The sequence below is a fragment of the Cytobacillus sp. IB215665 genome, from assembly GCF_033963835.1.
In the GTDB taxonomy this organism is placed as follows: domain Bacteria; phylum Bacillota; class Bacilli; order Bacillales; family SM2101; genus Nanhaiella.
In genome coordinates this window covers 292333-309801 of the sequence record NZ_JAXBME010000001.1, presented here as the reverse complement: position 1 = coordinate 309801, position 17469 = coordinate 292333, and the positions used below count along the sequence as shown (strand labels likewise).

General features: G+C 37.1%; 11 protein-coding genes. 5 read left to right on the top strand and 6 right to left on the bottom strand.

Going from position 1 to position 17469, the window contains the following annotated elements; all coding sequences use genetic code 11:
* Nucleotides 1-101: 101 nt before the first annotated feature.
* Nucleotides 102-1007 carry a DMT family transporter gene (locus SLH52_RS01305; protein ID WP_320207499.1) on the bottom strand — a complete coding sequence of 302 codons (906 nt, stop codon included), beginning with the start codon at nt 1005-1007 and terminating at the stop codon, nt 102-104.
* 123 nt (nt 1008-1130) lie between these two features.
* Between SLH52_RS01305 and SLH52_RS01300 the strand changes: the two genes are divergently transcribed.
* Both SLH52_RS01300 and SLH52_RS01295 read left to right on the top strand, forming a co-directional pair.
* Entirely contained in the window at nt 1131-2864 is a 1734-nt protein-coding gene (locus SLH52_RS01300) for an ABC transporter substrate-binding protein (RefSeq protein ID WP_320207498.1), read from the top strand.
* A gap of 248 nt (nt 2865-3112) precedes the next feature.
* The gene (locus SLH52_RS01295; protein WP_320207497.1) at nt 3113-3520 is read left to right on the top strand and encodes a hotdog fold thioesterase; all 408 of its coding nucleotides are present in this window, start codon (nt 3113-3115) and stop codon (nt 3518-3520) included.
* 99 nt (nt 3521-3619) lie between these two features.
* Here SLH52_RS01295 and SLH52_RS01290 read toward each other — a convergent pair whose 3' ends face one another.
* From SLH52_RS01290 to SLH52_RS01270, 5 genes are all read right to left on the bottom strand, one after another.
* Nucleotides 3620-5674 carry a M4 family metallopeptidase gene (locus tag SLH52_RS01290; RefSeq protein WP_320207496.1) on the bottom strand — a complete coding sequence of 685 codons (2055 nt, stop codon included), beginning with the start codon at nt 5672-5674 and terminating at the stop codon, nt 3620-3622.
* Nucleotides 5675-6713: 1039 nt separating this feature from the next.
* Nucleotides 6714-9434 carry a M4 family metallopeptidase gene (locus tag SLH52_RS01285; protein WP_320207495.1) on the bottom strand — a complete coding sequence of 907 codons (2721 nt, stop codon included), beginning with the start codon at nt 9432-9434 and terminating at the stop codon, nt 6714-6716.
* A 656-nt stretch (nt 9435-10090) separates the two neighbouring features.
* Nucleotides 10091-10588 carry a hypothetical protein gene (locus SLH52_RS01280; protein WP_320207494.1) on the bottom strand — a complete coding sequence of 166 codons (498 nt, stop codon included), beginning with the start codon at nt 10586-10588 and terminating at the stop codon, nt 10091-10093.
* Between the two features lie 270 nt (nt 10589-10858).
* Entirely contained in the window at nt 10859-11476 is a 618-nt protein-coding gene (locus SLH52_RS01275; protein ID WP_320207493.1) for a TetR family transcriptional regulator, read from the bottom strand.
* Nucleotides 11433-12713 carry an MFS transporter gene (locus SLH52_RS01270; protein ID WP_320207492.1) on the bottom strand — a complete coding sequence of 427 codons (1281 nt, stop codon included), beginning with the start codon at nt 12711-12713 and terminating at the stop codon, nt 11433-11435. Before SLH52_RS01270 ends, SLH52_RS01275 begins: the two co-directional genes overlap by 44 nt.
* Nucleotides 12714-13305: 592 nt before the next feature.
* Here SLH52_RS01270 and SLH52_RS01265 point away from each other — a divergent pair.
* The 3 genes from SLH52_RS01265 to SLH52_RS01255 all read left to right on the top strand — a co-directional run bounded on the left by SLH52_RS01265 (nt 13306) and on the right by SLH52_RS01255 (nt 17464).
* Nucleotides 13306-13563 (top strand): helix-turn-helix transcriptional regulator, encoded by a 258-nt coding sequence (locus SLH52_RS01265; RefSeq protein WP_320207491.1) that lies wholly within the window; start codon nt 13306-13308, stop codon nt 13561-13563.
* An 85-nt stretch (nt 13564-13648) separates the two neighbouring features.
* Nucleotides 13649-14146: a competence protein ComK gene (locus tag SLH52_RS01260; protein WP_320207490.1), complete on the top strand. Its 498-nt coding sequence runs from the start codon at nt 13649-13651 to the stop codon at nt 14144-14146.
* Nucleotides 14147-14269: 123 nt separating this feature from the next.
* Entirely contained in the window at nt 14270-17464 is a 3195-nt protein-coding gene (locus tag SLH52_RS01255) for an S-layer homology domain-containing protein (RefSeq protein WP_320207489.1), read from the top strand.
* The last annotated feature ends 5 nt before the right edge of the window (nt 17465-17469 follow it).

The following is a 17469-nucleotide window of genomic DNA, read 5'->3' as shown; positions in this document are numbered from 1 at the left end:
TCTGCCTCACCTTTAAAATAACTAGGGAACAAAAAAACTTCATCTATATCTGTGAATTTTATTTAAAAAATCACAACAAAATATATTAATCTTTAACTTCATTAAGATGATGTAGCATGAATCTTATTTTCCTTTTCACTTCTTTTAATCATGTTGTGCTTTTGGTTGACAAAGATTACTCCTGTAATGACAAGTATACCTCCGCCAATAGATAATAGAGTTGGTATTTCTCCTAACCAGACCCACCCAATGAGCGTAGCTCCTATTGGTACAAAATACAAAAATGTTGCAGCAACAGATACTGACAATTTTGATAAAACATAAGCCCATGTTAAGTAGGCAATTGCAGCTGGGAATATCCCTAGGTAAATAACGGTGACAGTGCTACTCATTGAAGCTGCAAGGATTTCGTCCAATAAGCCAGGTCCAAACCATAATAGTGTGAATGTTCCGCTCCAAATAGCATAAGCGGTACATTCGAGTGGAGTATATTTTTTAGTAAGTGTTTTTTGTAAAGTGAACATCGCTGCTTGTGTAGTAGCTGCAAACAACAGTATAAAAACACTGATACCAATGGTGAAGTTTGTTTCTGGACGATAGGCAATAAGAATAATTCCACACAGACTTATAATAAATCCGATCCATTGTCGCATAAAGAATTTCTCACGAAGAAAATGCATAGAAAATAGTGCTGAAAAGATCGGGACTGTGTTGACAATAAAACTAGCTATGCCCGCTTCAATCCTTTGCTCTCCATAGTTTAATGCAAAGTTGTATAACGCAATACCAATGAACCCTGAGAGGAAAATACGAAGCAAATCACTTTTCTCGGGAATGCGTATTTTCTTAAATAAAGCTACAACGAGAAAGATTAATGAAGCAACTAAGAATCTTAGTAAAGCTAAGTTTTGTGGTGAATAATCGTCCAAACTTGCACGAATACCGACAAAGGCAGATGCCCAAAAGAACACTGTAACTACAATGGATAATATCGTTTTTAATTCCATCGCTTCCCCTTCTTATTATAAAATAGAAATAACAATTGCTTACAAATTATTATGCTTTATCCAAAAGCTGATAAAAAGGGTATAATCTAACTAATACCGACCCCTTTTAGATAGGAGAAAACGATGAAGGATTTGGCATATTTTCAAATGCGAGCGTATTTATATCCTAGAGAAATAAAACAAACAGTGTCGTTTAAGCTTAAGGAGCTTGAACAAGTATGGTATTGCAATCAAAAAAATGTAAAAATAAAAATTAGGAAATTCGAAGAGGATGGGAGATGTATTTACCATCCTGGGAGAGGTAGGGGAAACCCTTCTTGCATCAACTTTAAAAACCCCTTGCAACAGGAAATTGAGCAGGCTGTATTAACTTGTATTGAACATGACCAAATCGAACGTATCTTTCAGTTATTACAATTACCAATTCCAAATTCATGGATAGCTAATGTATCAAAAGAAGTCAAAAAACTATTTGGTTTGCAATCGGCGAATCAATCGAAAGAAGTGCTAAGATTAGCAGTTGAAAAAAGAATTGTCACTTTAGACCCACAATCCTCTGCCATCGATTTTGAAAACTATTTAATCCAACAATTAGGGAGTACTCTCGTTACCTATGATCAACAAGCTGATACGATTAACCCACACATCGCACACCGCTGGAAGGTTGACAATGATTACCGAACTTGGACATTTTACTTAAGGAAAGGGGTGCAATTTCATCATCAACGCAATTTGAATAGTGGTGATGTGAAATATACGATTGAACGACTAAAAGACCGAACATCTTCTCTTAATTGGATCGTTCAGGATATCCAAATGATCGAATGTGTTTCGCCTTTCATCGTTCGCATACAATTGGCTCAATCAAATCCACTTTTCATTCGTTATATTAGCTCAATTCCCTTTTCAATTCTTCCAGAGGATGAACCGTTTGATGAAAACAAGTGGATCGGCACGGGTCCATTTCAACTCAAAAAACGTACTGATACGATGATCGTGTTAGAGGCGTTTGATCAATATTTTCTTGCAAGACCATTAATTGATGAAATTGAATTTTACCTTCTGCCGAGCGAATCAAATCTTACGATGACGATTCAAATTAAAGGAGAAGAGAAGGAAGAATCAACGATCCGCAAAGAGGATATGATAACAGGCTTTAGGTTTCTTGCATTTAATCTTAGGCGTTCTTCAATTGTCCTACAACATTCCTTTCGGTTAGCACTATTTCACTTATTAGATATGAAACAAATGTGGAAGGATTTAGGAAGAGAGAATTTAATAGAAGCATCCAGTTATTTTCCATGGAAATCACACCCTGACAGTAAAGATAAGAAACTCGTAAAATCACTATTAAAGAAATCGGGTTATCAAGGTGAAGCAATAACACTATATACGAGAGACACACGTGATGAAAGAGAACAGGCCCAATGGTTTATGAAGGCTGCCGCAACTGAAGGTATTCATCTTAAGTGTATATACTTTCATATGGATGACTTCTATTCAGCAACCATTGATCAAGAAGCCGATTTACTTTTTGCAGGCGAGGTGACATCAGATGATTTTCACCTATCTTTTTTAGATTCGTTTTATAACAAATCAAATGTCTTCCAAAGGTTTATTGATCGCAAAAACTTACACTACATTGAAAATTATCTTGAGCGTGTTAAGTATGAACCAAATTATAAAAAGCGGGAAGCATGGATAGATAAAGTAGAACAATATTTAAGAAACGAGCATCTTATTGTATATCGGTATCACCCAGTCATTCACCGCAAGTTCCACCATTTAATTCAAGATACTCGCTTCGAAGCTTTTGGGTATGATGACTTTCGAAAATCATGGATAGAAAAAGAATAATGTAACTTTTTTCGTATACTTTGCTGTTATACAGAATTACACCTACAAAACGTGATGTTATGTGCTCGCCTTCATCCCCAAAACAATGCTTATTGAATGAGAAAGCTAAGTAGCGCGTTATTTCCAATGATAATACATTGTTCCACATGACCGAATGTAAGAAATCTTAACGAAACATTCTGTTAAAGAATTGGAAAATTATAATAAGTTGTGTGACAATAAAAGAAAGAGGATAAGGGGGAGAATTCATGAGCAAAGGATTAAATTTTGAAAATTCATTAGTCAATCATCTCGGTATTGAGATTGTAGAAGTAAATGAAGAGCGCACTGTCGCTACAATGCCTGTGGATGAACGAACGTGCCAGCCTTTTGGAATTTTACATGGCGGTGCTTCTGTAGCACTAGCAGAAACCGTCGCGAGTTTCGGAGCTTTCAATCTCATTGATCAGGAAAAAGAAGGCTGTGTCGGTCTCGAGATTAATGCAAACCATATACGAGCTAAAAGAGGTGGCGTTGTGACCGCCATCGGAACACCGTTACACCGAGGAAAAAAAACACATGTATGGGAAATTAAAATTGTGGATGAACAAGACAAATTAATTTGTATTTCTAGATGTACGATGGCCATCGTTGAACTAGATAAAGTAAGCTTCTAATAGCATCAAAAAAAAAGTCCCCCTCATATGTGAAAATATGAGGGGGTGGCTTAGACATGTATGTTCAATATGGCTTACCTACCTATGGTTTTAAGCATTTTATGGATAAGTAACAGTTAGTGTGTATGGGCTTGTACTAAATACACCATCATAACCGACGACTGCTACATATAATTTTTCACCAGCAGCTGCCGTATAAGTAAGTGATTCCGCAAGTGTGTTTACATTTTGTGATGCGGTTATTGTTTCTCCGCGACGATTTAATAAATATAGGTCATAATCATCTGGTACATTTGTTAAATCTACAGTCACTTGACCTCTAGCTCCGGCAGTGAATGTATATACATCTAAATCATCAGCAGAAGAGATATAAGATGTATATATTTCTCCACTTTCTACAGCGTGTGCAGTGCTTAATGTATCATTTGGCTCAAAATTGTCACTAGAAGCTGCTTGTGTATCATCAATTCCTACAGCTGTAAAACCACTTTCTATTGCCTGATATTCAGTCCCATCTGCTCCGTATAAATCTTCTGCAGATTGCAATAAAGCATTTCGTGCATCAATAAATTGCGCTTGTGATGTTAAATGAGTTGTTAAAGCACGGTAATAAATATCGCCAGCTTTTTCAAGACCAATTGCAGATGCAATATTGTAAAATGCTTTATTCGGAATTCCACTATTTGTGTGAACCCCTCCAAAATCCCAATCAAGTGCGTTTTCATCGTTTTTCACGAGGAAATCGTCCATATGATCCGGTTGTCCATATAATGTCGGGTTTGCAACACTTCTTAATGCATCTCCCGCTATAGCAGGTGTATACACATCCTCACCTAACAGCCAGTCAGCTGCTCCGTCTTGTTCTGCTTCTACGAGTACACCGAACACGTCAGAAAATGATTCATTCAGTGCCCCAGATTCATATTCATATATGAGATTAGCGGATGTGTCCGTAACCGCATGTGTAAGCTCATGTGCAACAACGTCTAATGAGCCGGATAATGATGTAAATAGTGACCCATCACCGTCACCGTACGCCATTTGTGTTCCAGTCCAAGCAGCATTGTTATAGTTCGTGCCAACGTGTACACTAGAAATAATATTGCCACCTTGATTATCATAGCTGTCACGATTATGGTTATTTAAGAAATAATCATATACAACTCCAGCGTATACGTGGGCATCAACACCTGCGCGTTGAGTAGCTGAATCAAAGACGTTATCATCATCCGTTACATATACACCTGGTGATGGATTAACTCTTAACAACGGGCTAAAAGTATTTTCGGCATCATATGTTGCGATAACACCATTCATAGACTTCGAAGTATCGTATAAATAATATGTCCCGTCTTGTTCAAACGTGTTCACTATTTTTTCATCCCCAAGCACGCCTGTTCCAGTCCCTACTTCAGCAGCATGTTCAATTCTATTAAATGATCGTAGTACTTCTCCTTTTTTTGCATCAATATAAAAGAATTCACGACCAATGTATGGTGCATGGAATTGCAATTCAACAATATAAACGGGCATCCATTTATTTTCATGCTTATAAAGATAAAGGTCAGAAGCTGGATCTTTCGTATACGTGTCTGCTTCTGGTGTAAAAGTTAACTTGCTTTCAGCGACCTGAATTGCATCCTCTGCAGATAGCTTCACAAAATTACGCCATTTCTTCTGTTCAAGCTTTGGCTCTACTTGACCAATCATGGAAGTGATGATACCATCACCATCAACTTGAATGAGCATTTCTGATCCATAAACTGGAATGCCATCAACAGTCAGCTGTGTACGATATTGCGTCATACCAAGATCATCAGTAACTGTTTGCTTAATCGTAAAATCTCCAGCATCTAAGTCAAATACTTGTCTATTCTCATCTAGGAATGCTAACACATCCACATTTTGTTCTGATAGTTTACCAGAGACATAGCGTGGAATACCTTTCTTCTCATCCCAAGAAACTCGGAATTTACCGTTTGATTTGTCTTTCATTTTCTCCAGCTTCTCTAGCTGTTTTATTTTTTTATCGATTTTCTTTGTCGATTTTTCTGTAAGTGATTTTGCATCAACAGTCCCTGTAGTTGGAACTAACAAAGTACCAAGTGCTAATGAAGCTGCTAGAACGGTTGAAACAACTTTCCTCTTTTTCATAGATTTCTTCCTCTCAGTATATTTTCTCTGTACTTGCTTGCATTGACTTATTGTCAATTTCAAGAGTATTTATGTGATTACTAGGATATAAAACGATACCTATTTATATCTCAATGTTGAAGCAAATAATCAATGTGCACTATTAACCCCTATCACAATAATACTCATGTTAAATACTTAAACTGAATTAGTTGAAAATCATCATTTAGTTCTAGTTAACTAGCAATTTTTCTTAAACCTATTACGGAACGTTTTACGTGGAAATAAACATTCACATAAAAGATATTGTTCAAAAATAGGTCCCGGGATATATATATTATCACAATAATATACACGACAAAAAATCTGATAATTTGTCATGATTCGTCAAAATATGCACTATCTATAACGATTACTTTATTTTTCTTACTATTTTGACGACTTATATAAATATATTTATAGTTATATTTATAAAGTAATATAGTATTTTTACTCATTCAATGCGTTGATTACGCCACAATACTTTCACACTGATTTCTGCTTATCTAGTAGATGATGTTGGCAACTTCTCTTTAAATAGAGCTGGCTGTTTTTACCTAACCACCTTCTAGCTGTTCTCATTTAGTAACAATAGCTATGTAGGCTGTTTTCTTATCAATTGTTATTATTCATACTAGTTATCTCATACACTTGCCAATAACGTTAATGACTGCTTTTCTTCATTAGAATGATAATTATCAGACAGCCACTTCCTATTGTTCATAGTAAAGATCATATAGATGCCCGTACACACAAACAGTTTCTAGTATTCTCATGTAGTAACATTTTCAATAATAAGAGTCTTACTTCTTGGCGTATTATTTCGCCTGCGCAAGCAGAGAATTTACATTAAATTGTGCCTTGATGTACTTATACAGTAAAAGCTTATTAGAAGCCCTTTACGTAAAAAACCTACAAGTACGTAACGTACTTGTAGGTCAGAATAAACGGCTTACCAACCGCCAACTTATTCAAGCTGTCATAGTAGAAAAGGTGTATACCTAGCTCAATTTTATTAACCTTAGTTTCCTCCGCCAGTTCCTTCTCCTTCGCCTTCACCTGCTCCTTCTTCCTCTTCCTCCTCTTTACCTTCTTCTTCTTCGTTGCCTACTTCTTCACTGCTTTCCTCTTCCTCTTCGTTACCTACTTCTTCACTACTTTCCTCTTCCTCTTCGTTACCTACTTCTTCACTGCTCTCTTCACCAGTATCCTCGCCACTTTCTTCGCCTTCACTTATTTCTTCTTTTTCCTCACGTACTGGCGCAACATAAGCGTCTGGATCAGGCTTATCTGCTTCTTCTATTTCATCATAAAATGCTTCTTTTGCTTCACCTTGGTCGACTCCTTGTACTAGTGGTGTATCGCTAAAGTAGCCAACTTGATCAATTGTATAGCCATACGCTGTAATACTGAAATCAGTATCTAATGTCGCATTAATTTCATCACCATCAACTACAACCCAAAATGCATCTTGTGTACCATCATATGATGCTACTGTTGCACCATTTCCGTCTGTAATATGAACAAAGTCATAGTTTGCCTCTGTTTCAAATGCTGAGAAATGGATAGCTACTTGTTCAGCACCCGCTTTTTGATACGTAAATGTATCAGTGAAGTTGTTTGAATATGGATGTGGTGTATCATAGCTTGCTTCTTCATAGTACCATTCACCTTCTGTTGTCGGTTCTTCTGGGAACGACACAGTTAATGAATACGGACTTGAGCTATTTGCTCCGTTATAACCAATAACTTTTACATAGAATGTATCCTCTCCAGACGCAGAGAAAGTAATTGATTCGTCAGACGTTCTTGCGTTTTCAGATTTATCCAAAGTCGAGCCATTTTCGTCAAGCAAGAATAGATCATAATCTTGTGGTACATTCGTTAAATCAACAGTGATTTCTCCAGCACCACCAGTTGTGAACGTATAGAAATCTTCGTCAGTTGATGAAGAAATGTAAGAAGTATATCTGTCGCCACTTGTTACACTATATGCTTCGCTTAATGAATCATTTGGTTCAAACGTATCATCAGGATCTACGATAATATCGCCACCGATTCCAACTGCGTCAAAGCCATCAGCAACTGCGTTATACTCAGTACCATCTTCACCGAATAAATCTGCAGCTGATTGTAACAATGCGTTACGCGCATCAATAAACTGAGATTGTGACGTTAAATATCTTGTTAACGCACGGTAATAAATATCCCCTGATTTATCAAGGCCAATCGTTGTCGCAATATTATAGAAGGCTTTGTTAGGGATTCCACTATTGATATGAACGCCACCCCAGTCACCTTCACGAGTATTTGGTAAAACGACGAAATCATCATAGTGAGCAGGCTGGTTGTATTGAGTAGGATTTGAAACACTTCTTAACGCATCACCACTTATATTAGGCGTATATACATCCTCACCTAATAACCAATCTGCTGAGCCTTCATAATCAGCTTCTACAATAATACCAAACACATCAGAGAATGATTCATTTAATGCACCAGGCTCAAACTCGTAAACTAAATCAGCTGAAAAATCAGTGACAGCATGTGTTAACTCATGAGCAACAACATCTAATGATCCTGACAGCGCTGTAAATGTTGTGCCGTCTCCATCACCGTACACCATTTGAGTACCAACCCATGCCGCATTATTCCATGGTCGATTTAATGCATCTGGGTCACGAACGTGAACACTTGAAATAACATCACTACCTTGATCATCGTAGCTGTTACGGTTATGCTCATTCTTAAAGTAATCATAGACGACACCAGCATAATAATGTGCATCTACTGCTGCTTTGTGACGAGAAGAGTTGAAGTTATTATCACTATCTGATACAAGTGAACCAGTCGCCCATTGATCACCAGCATCAAACGTTTCAATTCTGCCACTTGCCTTCGTGCGATCAGATAGATAATATGTTCCATTCTGTTCAAACGTATTAATCGTTTTCGTATCACCTAATACACCTGTTCCTGTTCCAGTCGCTTCAGCATGTTGAAGTTGGTTAAACGACCTCAATACATCACCTTTCTTCGCATCAATGAAGAAAAATTCACGGCCAAAATATGGCTCTAGGAATTGTAATTCAACGATATAAACTGGCATCCATTTGTTTTCATGCTCATACACATAAAGGTCGGAAACCGGCTCAGTCGTATACGTATTTGCATCAGGTGTGAAGCTTAAGTTTGATTCAGCCACCTCAATCGCATCTCTTTGTGATAGCTTGACAGACTTACTCCATTTTTTCTTCCCTAGCTTCGGTTCTACTTGCCCATTCACTGCTGTAACGATACCATTAGCATCGGTATGAACGAGAAGCTCTGCACCATATACAGGAATTCCGTCAACAGTAAGCTGTGTACGATAATGAGACATACCTAGCTCATCTGTTTCTACACTATTTACATCAAACTCCCCATCATCAATATTAAATATATCCTTACTCTCTTCAAGGAAGGTTGTAATATCTACATTAGCATCTGATAGTTTACCAGATACGAGGCGTGGAACGTCTTTTTCTTCATCCCATGACACCTTAAATTTTCCATTTTTCTTTTTGGTTTTTTCACGCATCTTGTCTAGTTTCTCTTTCTGCTTTGACTCCTTCTTCTCTTCTTTAGACACTTTTTCTGATTTTGCCTCTACTGATAAAGTGCCTGTTGTAGGAACGAGTATTGTGCTTAGTGCTAACCCTGTTGCTAGTGCTGATGAAACAATTTTTCTGTTCTTTTTCATTTTTCTCCTCTTTTCTCTTTTTATTAGTGAGCCCCTTCAAAGGATTTTACAAAGTATTCAAATGTGAAAAATAAGAATAACACCTGTAATAATTTTTGGAACTACCGAAAATGTATAAATACTTACATTATCAGCCCACATGTAAACTTTACAAAATTCAAAATATTTGTTCAATACATTTTGCCATAATTGAATAATTCCTCCTATAAAGACATTTTTCGACATATTTCTACATTGTTTTTATAGTCATTTAGTTTGATACTAGATATATAATAGACATACTGGACATCAGTTTTAGTGGCATAAACTAAGCGGTTAACGTACTCTACTTTTGTATATCAATACACCTTTCCCTCGTTTTTAGCATTGAGGCGTTAATACACAAAAGTACGACAGTAGTTTCACAAAGTGAACAAAAAAAAGAGCAATCGCCATCATAGCACTGCTCTCGTCAATGAACGACCTTGTTGAAGTTTTTTGTCGTTTCGTGAAGAATTTTATCTATTTATGTAGCATCCTTTTGATTGTAGCAAAATGATGTGAACACATTGCTTGAATTTCCACAAACTATTATTTCAACATAATGGATGTGTGATAATAGACTTATAGCCAGTGAAAAAGCACTACGCTTCTTTACGGTCATAAAATCATTTTTTTTATAAGTTTTTTGCTAATGGTACGCTTGTTTCAACTCTACCCTCATCAATAACAACACTCTCTATTTCTTTGCCCATTTCTTTATTAATTTCAATAACAAATGTTCTTCGTGTTGCATCATCTGTACAAGGGCCCATCGTTGAGGATAAAGAAACTGTGATCGATTTGTTATTAGAGCTTTGTTTCATACTTTTTATGTTGTATGGACAAGAACCAGACTCAGCAAGTCCAATGAAAAAAACCGCCTTCTCGTTAAAGTCTACAAGTGGCATATCATCCTCAAAGTTGAATAAATTCCATGCTTCTTCAAAGTCTGATTCATTAACAACTTTGCTCACTAAATAATCCCTGTATGGCGTTTCTTGTCTCTCAAAAGCAATTTCTTGAAAATTTGTTGGTAAAACCTTTTCACTTGCTATCACGTTCATGCCATCCTCTATGTTGTTGCAGCCGAATGACAATAACATCAATATTCCAGAAACAAGTAATTTCCGCACATCATTCACTCCCTATCTACAATGATTAGACGTCAAGAATATAGATTAGTTTCACACATATATAAACAGTTTTTACCAGTTTATGCATATTAACAATTACCACACATACCTTTATTTAACCACCATTCAGTAGAACACACGAAAAAGAGCATATGCCTATTCGCATTGCTCTTAGCTTAACTATTTATAGCATTTTCTTCATGTATTCCCGTAATATTCTACTTATTCAATCTCCTCGGTTAGCGGCAATAACACTTCCCAGTAACCAAACTAGTTCTTCGCAACTCCTAACGCTTGTGTAAGATACATTTTCAAGCCTTCAAATTGCTCAACGATATGTGCTCTTTCATAGCCAACCATATGTGTATTTAAGTATAAGCCGTCTGTAATATTGCTAAGAAAGAGCACAATAGCCTCTAACGGTTGTATTGGCTTGAACTCACCTGTGTCGACACCTATTTGTAAAAAGTCTTCTAAGACCTTCATATTTCTATCCACTCTTAACTGTAAAAATGGTCCTCTTTCCTTGTATCTTGAGCTCATAATAAAATACTCTGATTGAACTATGCCGAATTCGCTTTTAAGGCTTTTCAAATTGCCTTCGAACTCATCTAAATAATAGCAAAGGGCTTGCCATATCGTTTCGTAGTCACTTGCAAGTTGATTAAAGTATGTGCTAAATTTCTTATCTCTGTCGTCCATAATGGCTTGGAACATTTCATCTGTGCTCGAAAAATATTTATATACTCCTCCGCGACTAAATTCTGTCTCATTAACGATATCAGTCATCGTCGTTGACCCAAATCCTTTTTCACAAAATACCTTTTCTGCTACGTCCAATATTTCACGACGTCGTTTCTCCTTGTAATCGTCCGTGACCTTTGGCAACTCGATCCCCTCTTTCTAAAAATCTTGTTATGATAAATGTCGCGATTCCTACAACTGTTAATAGGCTTCCTGACAGAAGAATTGCACTTACTACACCAAATGCTTCAGCTAACAGCCCACCCATAGCCATACCGATGAGTGCGGCAAACGTCGTCATACTATTAATCGTTCCGAACACTCTACCACTTAATTGTACAGGAGTCGCTTTTTGAGCGCCAACGTTAAATGAAATGATAATGATTCCTGCTGATGTACCCGCAATAAAAAATAAGATTGGAAAGATAACCATAATCATTGATGCTGGTAAATGAATGAGTAACGGAAGCACTGCAAAGCATAAGCCCAGAATAGTCGCACCTACTGCAATCGCAAAATTGATTGGTAGTGACTTCTTTCTCCGCGTAAGAATCGCTGATACGATGAACATGCCCGCTCCACTCGCAGCCATACAATAGCCTAGTAGATCAATCGTATTGCCATCTATATCGCGAAATAAAATGACGAGCTGCGAATCTGCAATTTGTAGCACGAATAGTGACAGACTTAGCACGATTAGACCAAATAACAAACTCGGAAAACCTTTTAGAAATTGGAAACCTTCCTTCAGTTGGCTGAAAAAAGCAACCTTTTGTTCAGCAGGCTTAGCTTCAACCTTCTCGTAAGTACTTCTTTTGATTCCGATAAGTAATAATGCAGATACAATAAATGTTGCCGCATCAATATAAAATGCCCAGTAGATACCAGCCGTTGACACAAGAACACCACTGATCATCGGTCCTACAATTTTACTTCCATTATCAATCATGCCACTTATTCCCATCGCCTGCTGCATTTGTTCATCATCAACAATTTCCTTCAGCTTACCGTTTTTCGCTGGTACAAATAAACTACTGAAAGCCCCTTTAATAAATAATAAAACATATACTTGCCAAAGACTTGTAACGAAGACGAAACCAATGACAACGAGACAGCGAACGATATCTGATATTATCATCATTTTCTTGCGGTCAAAACGATCTGCGAACACACCAGCTAATGGACCGAACAAGATCATCGGCAATGCCATACTGAGCATGACACCAGCCATTTGTAATGGTGATACCTCCCACTTCAATCCGACTAAAGCCATTAACGCAAGAACGTCTAACCAGTCCCCAAAGCTTGATACGAGCTGTGACGCAATCAAATATACGTATTGCTTATTTTTTAACAAACTGTTTTGCTTCGTAGCTTCCATTGTTAAAATCCCCCTCATATTTATTATAAAGTGACAACATCGTCACTAAGTGACAACCTTGTCATTTATTATAAGTGACAACATCGTCACTTTCAAGTGTTTTTTTCAATTTTTTGTTATTTTTTACTCAGACATATGTTAAAACGCTGAAAATGGCTTTAAACCTTGTTTTGGTACGTATTTACGAGGAGCCGTTCAATCTTTTATGAAGGCTCATTTCGTAAACTTTGTTGCTTACTTCACTTTCATATAAGTACCTGTGGTGTTTTATATGACTGTCATAGTCTTAGAGAAGAAAAGATTTGTGATTAGGTTTTTTAGGAAAACAAGTAAGCGAAAACAGCTTTTATAAAGGCTTTTTTCGTAAAGCTATTGTTACTAAATTTTGTACTGTATGTTTTCAGGAGAATGGATGTATGTCGTGAACGCTATACGTGCATTCTTCTTCATACGAGTAACAACCAGCAATGCAAAAACAACCTTGATAAAAAAGTTTCTCTAATTTTACTAGTTATTTACATTTAGAGTCCTATAGGACGTGTTCTCTCTCATTTTTCCATTTGATAATAGTTTTAAAAAAGGAGAGAAGCACTTGGAAGAACGAGAGATTTTCGGAAAAGCTGTTGGTAAGTATGTTAGGTTAAGAAGATTTAGTAAGAAGTTAACGCTAGAGGATCTAGCAGAAATTACAGACCTTGATGATAAAAATCTAGGAAAAATAGAACGTGGCGAAAAGATTCCGACGACATTTACCCTTTATAAGCTTCATAAAGGTCTAGATATGAGTGTTGACAGCCTTTTTGAACAAGTTACAGAAGAACTAAAAGCATTAAATAAAAATAACAAGTAGCCCCTTACCCCCCACTGCTCACATGATTAAATTCGTGCATTTTCCCCTATCCGCTATTACCCTCAATAAAGGAGTGTCATTTCCTATGGAAAAAGTATTGCTAGATTATGAGATCAATCAAAGTACAATGGTACTATTACCAGCTACTCATTGTGACTATGACACCATTGTTTACGAGCAACAGCGACAAATAGTTATCGCTAAAACACCGTTACAGCTCGTCAAAGCAGCCTGCTTAGACGGAGGTGCTACTTATGAAGGAAGGCGTGCCGCTGTGACACACTTAACTGGCTCAAGACAGAAGGTTCCCATTCCTATTAACCCTCAACAGCATATCTTCGCTTTTCCTACGCAATCCCCACAACGCTTTGAAAACAGCTGGATTTTTCACCACCACATCAAACAAATCCAACCTTATACATCATCCACAAACACTGATATTCAGTCGATTATTACGTTTACGTATGACCAGCAGCTACAGATGAAAGAGTCACATTATATACTAGAAAAACAAATGCATCGAACAGCCATGTGTATTTTTCAATTCACTAGTCAGCAACGTGACAGCATGCGACATTTTTAACGGCTAAAAAGCACTAGAATTTTGTCTAAAAACCTATGAGATTCCTTTTATTCATGCTAGATTTATAGTATTCTTAAATTGGTAATTAATAGTTTATAACGAAAAATAAGGAGGTATTTCCATTTGAACAATAAGAAATTTCTCGCTTCAGCTATTTCTGCTGCCCTTGTCGCAAGTGTAGCGACTCCAGCTGCTATACATGCAAAAACAAACTTTACTGATTTAAAAGCAGGAGAAACCTTTTACACAGAAGTCCAAACATTTGTCGAAAAGGGAATCATTACAGGCTATCCTGATGGCACATTTAAGCCATATCAATCGTTATCGAGAGGCCAAGCAGCAAAGCTCTTTACCCGAGCGCTCGACATCGATATTCCTAATAATGTTGACGAGCTCATCGCAGACTATACAGATATTCAGCCAGGCTCTGAATTCGCAGATTATGTCGCAGCCATGAAAAGTGCTAACCTCTTAAAAGAGGATGGAGATAACGTATTTAACGCAGGCGCACCTCTAACGAGAGATGTTATGGCGATGTGGCTTGTGAAGGCGTTTAATTTAAAGCCAAATCCTGATGTCAATGTTACGTTAACAGATTTACATACAGTCGGTTCAGAATACGTTGACGCTGTTAAAGTGCTGTTCCAAAATGGCATTACGACAGGTAAAGATGATGGTAGATACGCTCCTGCGGAAGCCGTTAAACGCGGACAATTTGCAGCATTTATGTATCGTTCCATGTTCAGAATAGAGTCTGTAGAAGATGTACCTGACATGACGTTTGATATTAGTGAAGAGGTAGTCTTACCAGACACTGTTCAAGTTTCATACTACGACGGTAGAACAGAAGAAGCAGCAGTTAGTTGGAATGACCAAGACTTTGACTTTACGAAACCAGGAGTCTACGAACTAATTGGTTCAGTTGCAGGCGTCGATAAAAAGGTCTATACAACGGTTGTTATTGAAGATGGTCCGTTAGCAATTAAAGATATTACTGCACCGAATTTACGCCAAATAGAAATCGATTTAAATCATGATCGATATAATAGTGACATCGTGGAAAATATGCGTTATTACGACATCGTTGATGACCGGGATGATAACATTGAGATCGCTCAAATTCGAGCTGATAAAGACAAAATTATTATTACGCTTGAAGAGGTACAACAAAATAACTCAGACGTTTACGTCACTGTTGATGAAACGATTACAGGAGAGGATTATGGAGAAAGTGTTGAATTCCTAGACACAACGGTACCTGAAGTTGTTGACGTGAGCGCCATCAGCAAACGAAACATTAAAGTCAGCTTCTCTGAAGCAATGGATTTTGATGCATTGCACGGAGAAGAGATTACTAACAGAGACATCAAATCAGCATTTGAAATCGACGATGACAAATATTCAATAAAATCGATGACCGTTACTGATCACGGTAAAGCTGTCAATATCGAGCTATATTCAACGATTAAAGAAGGCGATCATACGTTAACACTAGTTGATCAATTATTTGATTATGGAAAATATCAAGTAAAAAGCTCTACATTTGAATTTGACGTTGATTATGACAATACGGACCCTACATTAGAGCGAGTGACGAATATTCAGCCTAACCAATTTACACTTGTCTTTAACAAAGACATCCAGCTTGATGATGAAGACAGAGACTTCGAAGAAAGCTTCTACCATACGAATCGTTCACACGAAGCACAAACAGTCTATCAAAAGAATGAAAGAGAAATCGTCGTCATCTTCGGACAGAATGATTTAATGGAAGGTGACACAGAAATCTTCGTTGATTCATATGCCATTTTTGACTTATGGGGCAATCCGAATGGTTCTATTGTTGAATCTATTTCATTAAGCGATGATGAAACATCACCTATTATCGAGAATGTACAAATGATTAGCGAAGAGGATGCTTCTACTAGCTATGTCCAGCTGCTCGTAACGTTCTCTGAACCAGTGAATACCGACACTGCTTTAGACGAGGAGAACTTCTCAATTTACGATGATGATGACAATGATTTATTTATTAAGAGGGTTGAAATAGAAGAAGACGCTTATGATGATCAAACGTTTATCATTACGTTAGATACACGCTACGGAGAATTACCAAAAGCTGAATATACGTTAAAGGCTTACGATATTGAAGATTTATTTGAAAACGAATTAGATGAAAACAAATATACGTTTGAGGCTGGCAGTGAAGTGCCACCAGAAGACTTTACAGCAAATGTATTCGTAGATGATGATGCGCTATATTTCGTCATTGACTTCAATGAAAAAATGGCTACAACTGGGCAATATTCAATTGAAGATTTAGACAAATACGAGTTAGCGTACAAAAATGATTCCGTGCTATTGGAGGATCTAGATGACGAACAGAATGTAAGAATAAGCACAAACCCATATGATGGTGGCAAAATGCTTGAAATTGTAATCAAAAGAACAGGGATATTGTCAGAAGCGTATGAAGACTTTTTAGATGACATCTTTGACGATATTGAAGATAGCGATGTCGATGATATTACGTTATCCGTTGCCATGGTCGCAAATAATAATGGTGTGCGTACAGCACGCTTAACAAACGATATTGAGCTGGATTCCGAAGAAAGCTTTGCTATTGGTAGTGAAGAGATTGTTGCGCTAGAGACAGATACGATTCAAGTGACATTTGATGAACCACTCTATGACTTTGACATTGATGACTTTGAAGTGTATGTAGATGAGGATGGAGATCGCAATGCTGATGCACGCGAAATTCTTGAAATCGATGATTACGACATCGAGATGGAAGATGATGAAACGGTGTTAACGATTATTTTAGATGATGATGATGAGTTAGATCATGATGCTAAAATTAATGATGACAAAATCTATATTACAACTATTGATGATCCATACACATCAAACCGTTTCGGACAAACGATAGAAATTAATGATGAGCTCGTTGAAGATCGCATATCACCTGAAATAGCATTTGATGATGATGAAGCAGAAGTGTATGTTCATAAACATAAAGATCATGATGACAAAGCTATCATTAGTATCACCTTCACCGAGAACATGGACGAAGATACACTATCTAGGCTATCGTTTGAAGTTGGGGGAGGAACATACGATGTTGAGTCAGCTTCAGTCGTTGACGAAGTTGTTTATCTCGTTGTTGACTTAGACGGAGACGACCCTGAGGATCTTGTCGGTGAATATGTCGAACAATTAAACTCAGTCACTGATAAAAATAATAACACAGTAAATAATATCGAAGTAAAGATTGAAGATGAGAAAGGTTCGAAGGATACGGACGACATTTCTTAATATTC